This is a genomic window from Plasticicumulans sp. (assembly GCF_035331805.1).
GTDB lineage: Bacteria > Pseudomonadota > Gammaproteobacteria > Competibacterales > Competibacteraceae > Plasticicumulans.
Genome location: NZ_DAOLKE010000239.1, coordinates 1 through 5575, shown reverse-complemented (window position 1 = coordinate 5575; position 5575 = coordinate 1). Strand labels below are relative to the sequence as shown.

Annotated in this window: 5 protein-coding genes; all 5 read right to left on the bottom strand. The window is 71.1% G+C overall.

From position 1 onward, the window contains the following. Window positions 1-10: 10 nt before the first annotated feature. On the bottom strand, window positions 11-943 hold the full coding sequence (gene hemF / locus PKE44_RS14265; RefSeq protein WP_324552324.1) for an oxygen-dependent coproporphyrinogen oxidase: 933 nt from the start codon (window positions 941-943) through the stop codon (window positions 11-13). Window positions 944-1010: 67 nt separating this feature from the next. Further along, window positions 1011-1565: a Sua5/YciO/YrdC/YwlC family protein gene (locus tag PKE44_RS14260; protein WP_324552323.1), complete on the bottom strand. Its 555-nt coding sequence runs from the start codon at window positions 1563-1565 to the stop codon at window positions 1011-1013. Then, entirely contained in the window at window positions 1565-3919 is a 2355-nt protein-coding gene (locus tag PKE44_RS14255; protein ID WP_324552321.1) for a DNA topoisomerase I, read from the bottom strand. The genes PKE44_RS14260 and PKE44_RS14255 overlap by 1 nt, the downstream gene beginning before the upstream one ends. A 101-nt stretch (window positions 3920-4020) precedes the next feature. Next, the gene (locus tag PKE44_RS14250) at window positions 4021-4497 is read right to left on the bottom strand and encodes a DUF494 domain-containing protein (RefSeq protein ID WP_324552319.1); all 477 of its coding nucleotides are present in this window, start codon (window positions 4495-4497) and stop codon (window positions 4021-4023) included. A gap of 11 nt (window positions 4498-4508) precedes the next feature. Then, window positions 4509-5570, bottom strand: coding sequence for a DNA-processing protein DprA (dprA, locus tag PKE44_RS14245; protein ID WP_324552326.1), 1062 nt, complete (start codon window positions 5568-5570; stop codon window positions 4509-4511). Window positions 5571-5575: the final 5 nt, after the last annotated feature.

Here is a 5575-nt window from a genome sequence, read left to right as displayed (position 1 = left end):
CGAAAAACGCTTACTCGCCGAGCCAGTCGCGTGCGCGCAGGAAGTCCGAATACAGCCGCGCCTCCTCCGATCCCGGTTCGGGATGCCAGTCGTAGCGCCATGCGACCTGCGGCGGCAGCGACATCAGGATCGATTCGGTGCGCCCGCCCGACTGCAGGCCGAACAGCGTGCCGCGGTCCCAGACCAGGTTGAATTCGACGTAGCGCCCGCGCCGGTAGAGCTGGAAGTCGCGCTCGCGCTCGCCGTACGGCGTGTCGCGCCGGCGCTGCACGATCGGCAGGTAGGCATCGAGGTAGGCGTTGCCGACGCTTTTCAGGAACGCGAAGGCCGAATCGAAGCCGCCTTCGGCGTAGTCGTCGAAGAACAGGCCGCCGATGCCGCGCGGCTCCTGGCGGTGCTTCAGGAAGAAGTACTCGTCGCACCAGCGCTTGAAGCGCGCGTAGTGGCCGTCGCCGAAGGGTGCGCACGCGGCCTGCGCGACGCGGTGCCAGTGCCGGCAGTCGTCCTCGTAGCCGTAATACGGCGTCAGATCGAAACCGCCGCCGAACCACCAGACCGGCTCCTGATCCGGCTGCGTGGCGACGAAGGCGCGCACGTTCATGTGCGAGGTCGGCACGTGCGGATTGCGCGGATGCACGACCAGCGACACGCCGAGCGCCTCGAAGCCGCTGCCGGCGAGTTCCGGGCGGTGCGCGCTCGCCGAGGGCGGCAGCTGCTGGCCGCGCACGTGCGAGAAATTGATGCCGGCCTGCTCGAACACCGCGCCGTCGGCGAGCACGCGCGTGCGGCCGTCGCCACGCAGGCCGGGGCGGTCCTCGGGGCGGGTCCAGTCGTCGTGGCGGAAGCCGGCCGCGCCATCCTCGGCGGCGATGGCGGCGCAGATGCGATCCTGCAGCGTCAGCAGGTAATCGCGGATCGCGGACACGGGCAGGGCGGTCGGCATCGGGGGCGCTCCGGCGGCAGGACGGGAGCGCGAGGGTAACGCGCGCAGCGGCGCGGCGCCCAGAGGCTCAGGCGCGCACGATCTCGCCGGTGGCGAGCGAGCGGATCGTCGTCGGCCGGGCCTGGCCGCCGAGGGCGCCGTTGAGCACCAGATCGACCGCGCTGCCGAGCCGGCTGCGCACGGCGAGCGCGCTGCGCGCCGGCGACCGGCCGGCGAGGTTGGCGCTGGTCGAGACGATCGCGCCGCCGAACGCCCGGCAGAGCGCCGCGGCCAGCGGATGCGCGGTGACGCGCACGGCGAGCGTGTCGTGGGCGCCGCGCAGCCAGTACGGCGTCGAGCGCCGGCACGGCACCAGCCAGGTGTTCGGGCCGGGCCAGGTGTCGCCGATGCGCGCGCGCTGCGCGGCATCGAGCGGCAGCAGCCAGGGTTCGAGCTGGGCGAGGCTCGCGCCGATCAGGATCACGCCCTTCTCGACCGGCCGGCGCTTCAGCGCCAGCAGACGCGCGACCGCGTCGAAGTCGAGCGGGTCGCAGCCGAGCCCGTACACGGCCTCGGTCGGGTAGGCGACGATGCCGCCGGCCGCGAGCACGCGCGCGGCGCGCCGCAGCGCAATCTGCGCCATCAGCCGGCCTTGGCCTTGCTGCGGGCGCCGCCGCGGGCCGCACCGCGCGCACCGGGCTTCTTGTCGGGGGCGGCGGCCAGCAGTTCGAGGCACTCGGGCAGCGTCAGCGCCGCCGGCTCGCGGTCCTTGGGGATCTTGGCGTTCTTCTTGCCGTCGGTGATGTACGGGCCGTAGCGGCCGTTCAGCACCTGCACCGGCGAGCCGTCGAACACGCGGATGTACTTGTTGGCCTCGGCTTCCTTGTGCGCGGCGATCAGTTCCAGCGCGCGCTCGCGCGTGACCGAGTACGGATCGTCCTCCTTCAGCGACACGTACTTCTTGCCGTACTGCACGTACGGCCCGAAGCGCCCGACGTTGGCCTTGATCGGCTCGCCGTCGGCGGTCTTGCCGAGGTCGCGCGGCAGCTTGAACAGTTCGAGCGCGTCCTCGAGCGTGATCGAATCCATGCGCTGCTCGGGGCGCAGGCTCGCGAACTGCGGCTTGTCGGCGTCGTCCTTGGTGCCGATCTGCACGAAGGGCCCGAAGCGGCCGATGCGCACCGACACCGGCTTGCCGGTCTTCGGGTCGCTGCCGAGTTCGCGCGCCTGCACGACCTCGGTGCGCGACACCGAGCCTTCCTTGTCCTCGCAGCGCTCGCGGAACGGCCCCCAGAACTCCTGCATCAGCGGCACCCATTCCTTTTCGCCGCGCGAGACCTCGTCGAGTTCGTCCTCCAGCCGGGCCGTGAAGTCGTAATCGACGTACTGCGTGAAGTGCTGGGTCAGGAAGCGGTTGACGATGCGCCCGACATCGGTCGGCACGAAGCGGCGGCCGTCGATGACCGCGTATTCGCGCGCCTGCAGCGTCGAGAGGATCGCGGCGTAGGTCGAGGGCCGGCCGATGCCGAACTCCTCCAGCGCCTTGACCAGGCTCGCCTCGCTGTAGCGCGGCGGCGGCTCGGTGAAGTGCTGCTCGGCGCGGATCGCGCGCAGCTCGACCACGTCGCCGACCGCGAGCGGCGGCAGCACGCGCCCGCCCTCCTCGTCGTCGGCCTCGCGCGTGCGGGCATCGTCGACGCCTTCCTCGTAGACGGCGAGGAAGCCCGGGTCGGCGATGGTCGAGCCGCTGGCGCGGAAGGTGTTGCCCTTGCCGGGCCCGCAGGCGAGATCGACCGAGACCGTGTCGAGCGTCGCCGGGATCATCTGGCAGGCGACCGTGCGCTTCCAGATCAGCTCGTAGAGCTTGAACTGCTCGGCGGAGAGGTGCGCGCGCACCTGCTCGGGCTCGATCGCGACCGAGGTCGGGCGGATCGCCTCGTGCGCTTCCTGGGCGTTCTTGGCCTTGGTCTTGTAGACGCGCGGCTCGGGCGGCACGTTGTGCGCCCCGTACCTGCGTGCGATCAGCTCGCGGATCTCGGTCAGCGCCTCGGCGGCGAGGTTGACCGAGTCGGTGCGCATGTAGGTGATCAGGCCGACGCTGCCCGAGCCGATGTCGATGCCCTCGTACAGCGCCTGCGCGGTGCGCATCGTGCGGCTGGCCGAAAAGCCGAGCTTGCGCGAGGCCTCCTGCTGCAGCGTCGAGGTCGTGAACGGCGCGGCCGGATTGCGCTTGCGCTGCTTCTTCTCGACCTTCGCGACCTGCAGCCTGCCCTGCGCCTCGGCGAGCAGGGCCTCGCGCATGGCATGGGCGGACGGGGCGTTCTCGACGCTGAACTGCGTGAGCTTCGCGCCCTGGTATTCGACCAGCTTGGCGCCGAAGGGCTGCTGCTTCGCGCAGTCGGCCTCGATCGTCCAGTACTCGCGCGTGACGAAGCGCTCGATTTCTTCCTCGCGCTCGACGATCAGGCGCAGCGCCGGGGACTGCACGCGCCCGGCCGAGAGGCCGCGGCGGATCTTCTTCCACAGCAGCGGCGACAGGTTGAAGCCGACCAGATAATCGAGCGCGCGCCGCGCCTGCTGGGCGTTGACCAGATCCATCGCCAGCGCGCGCGGGTGGGTGATCGCCTCCTGGATCGCGCGCTTGGTGATCTCGTGGAACACCACGCGCTGCACCGGCTTGTCGGCGAGCAGCTCGCGCTCGCGCAGGATCTCGTACAGATGCCACGAGATCGCCTCGCCCTCGCGGTCCGGGTCGGTCGCCAGATACAGCGCATCGGCCTTGGCCAGCGCCTTCGCGATCGCATCGACGTGCTTCTGGTTCTTGTCGATGACCTCGTACTTCATCGCGAAGCCGCGCTCGGGATCGACGGCGCCTTCCTTCGGCACCAGATCGCGGACATGGCCGTAGGAGGCGAGCACCTCGTAGTCCTTGCCGAGATATTTCTTGATCGTCTTCGCCTTGGCCGGCGATTCGACGATGACCAGATGCTTGCTCATGGTCGCGGTACCGCGCTCGGGGAGGGCCGGGAGGGTCGGGCCGGGTGGGTGCTACGCGGCGCCGGCGCGCGCACCGGGGCGGTCACGCGCGGCTGCTGAGCCTAGTGGAGCCAGGCTCCGAAATCATCGAACAGCAGATCCTCGATCGCGGCGCAGGCGTCCTCCTGACCGGGCTGGCGGAACAGCACCATCAGGATCAGCCACTTGAGCTGGGCCTCGTCGATCTCGGCCGCCGGCAGCGCCAGCACGCGGTCGATGACCAGCTCGCGGTTCTCCGGGCCGAGCACGCCGGCCTGTTCGAGCTGCAGCAGCAGACCGCGGCAGGCGGTGTCGAGCCGCGCGCATTCCTGTTCGGTGTAGATGCGGAAGGACCGTTCCGGATGCACCGGCGCACTCAGCGTGTTGCGCCGCTCGACGAGACTGTCGAGCCAGTCGAACGCAGCGTGCACCTCACGCGACGCAAAGCCGGCATCGACCAGCTCGCTGTGCATGGTCGCGCGGTCGGTGTCGGTGTCGAGGTCCTCTTCGATGAAGTTCTGGAACAGGTACATCAGCACGTCGAGGACGTTTTCTTTCATCACCACCTCAATCAGACGAGCCGTGAATACAGCCCGCCCGGTGCCGTGGCGACGTACCCTTCCAGCTCAAGAATCAGCAGCATGGAGGAAACGATTTCGGCCGTCAATCCGCTGCGCCGCACCAGCAGGTCGACCGGTGCAGGCGAATCCGCCAGCAAATCCAGCAGCTTGCGGTAGTCCTCGTCGAGCGCGGCCGGGGCCGCCACCCCTGCCGGCAGCGCTGTGCCGGACACCTGCGCCGGTGCGGCCGGCGGCGCCGACAGCAGCGCCTGCAGCCGCGGCGCCAGCTCGGCGAGGATGTCCTGCGCCGACTCGACGAGCTTCGCCCCCTCGCGGATCAGCGCATGGCAGCCGCGCGCCAGCGGGTTGTGGATCGAGCCCGGCACCGCGAACACCTCGCGGTTGTGCTCGGCGGCGAGCCGCGCCGTGATCAGCGAACCGCTGGCGAGCGCCGCCTCGACCACCAGCGTGCCGAGGCTGAGCCCGGCGATCACGCGGTTGCGGCGCGGAAAGTTGTCGGCGAGTGCCGGCGTGCCGAGCGGGAACTCCGAGACCAGCGCGCCGCGGCCGTCGACGATCGCATGCGCGAGATCGCGGTTGGCGGCCGGATAGATGCGGTCGAGCCCGGTGCCGAGCACGGCCAGCGTGCGGCCGCCGGCTTCGAGCGCGCCGCGGTGCGCGGCAGCGTCGATGCCGAGCGCCAGCCCGCTGGTGATGACGAGGCCGCTGGCGGCGAGCTGCGCGGCGAAGCTGCGGGCGATGTCGCGCCCGCCGGCGCTCGGGCGGCGCGCACCGACGACGGCGAGCTGCGGATCGGCGAGCAGCGCGGGTTCACCGATCACCCACAGCAGCACCGGCGGGCGCGGCGCGAGGGCGAGCAGCGGCGGATAGGCCGGCGAGCCGGGAAGCAGCAGCCGGTTTCCCGGCCGTCCTGCCCAGGTCAGCTCGCGCTCGATGGCGGCGGCATCGGGACTGGCGAGGGCGGCCTGCGCGGCCTCGGGCAGGCCGGCCTCGCGCCAGGCGCTGCGCCCGGCATCGAGCGCGGCCCGTGCCGAACCATGCCGGCCGACCAGCGCCC